The organism is Oleiphilus sp. HI0080 (genome assembly GCF_001635135.1).
Map to the genome: position 1 here is coordinate 1 of NZ_LWFU01001164.1, position 744 is coordinate 744.

1 protein-coding gene is annotated in these 744 nt (G+C 49.9%); it reads left to right on the forward strand.

The features are described 5' to 3' along the window. Window positions 1-18: 18 nt before the first annotated feature. Window positions 19-492: a peroxiredoxin gene (locus A3751_RS20805; RefSeq protein WP_068453987.1), complete on the forward strand. Its 474-nt coding sequence runs from the start codon at window positions 19-21 to the stop codon at window positions 490-492. The last annotated feature ends 252 nt before the right edge of the window (window positions 493-744 follow it).

Sequence of the window (744 nt, forward strand, 5' to 3'; positions counted from 1 at the left end):
AAATAAGGATTTTTATTGATGTTAAAAGTAGGCGATAAAATACCAGCACATACCTTTCAATACTTGGCTGAAGATGGGATGCAAAGCCCAACGACAGAAGCGTTGTTTTCCGGGAAAAAAGTCGTTCTGTTTGCCGTGCCTGGAGCATTTACACCGACATGTTCCGCGGCTCACTTGCCGAGCTATGTTGTTCATGCTGATGCAATCAAAGGGCAAGGTGTCGATGCCATTATTTGTACCTCCGTAAACGACGCGTTTGTTATGAAGGCTTGGGGAGATAGCGCGAATGCTGAACATCTTGTCATGCTTGCTGATGGCGATGGGGCGTTTGCAAAGGCGATCGGTATGGCTGTCGACACAGGTGCGTTTGGAGGGCTGCGGTCTCAACGCTACTCTATGGTTGTTGATGACGGGGTTGTTAGTGCGTTGAATGTAGATGAGCCGATGCAGTACGAGGTGAGCGGCGCTGAAACGATCCTAGAGCAGCTTTAAGCTGGTCTAGGTGGTATTTTCAGAGGGCTAGCCGCGAGCTTTTGCTAATATGCCTCACCGAGTGGCGATCATTTATTTCTGGCCACATGCAAGCGCACAAGCGCTAAAAGGGAAGCGGCTTGATGAAGCCAGCGACTTCCCCTTCCTCTACGAGCTGCGCAAATTGTTCGGCCAACCGCTCAGTCTCTGAAAGTACTTTCCTCCAGTAGGTCATGCGAGTCTGGGCATCCAACTCCACAAAATCGGTTCTGT

What these genes read in the sequence shown, in the direction of transcription:
- A3751_RS20805 (WP_068453987.1), top strand. Translation starts at nt 19, where the DNA reads ATGTTAAAAGTAGGCGATAAAATACCAGCACATACCTTTCAATACTTG.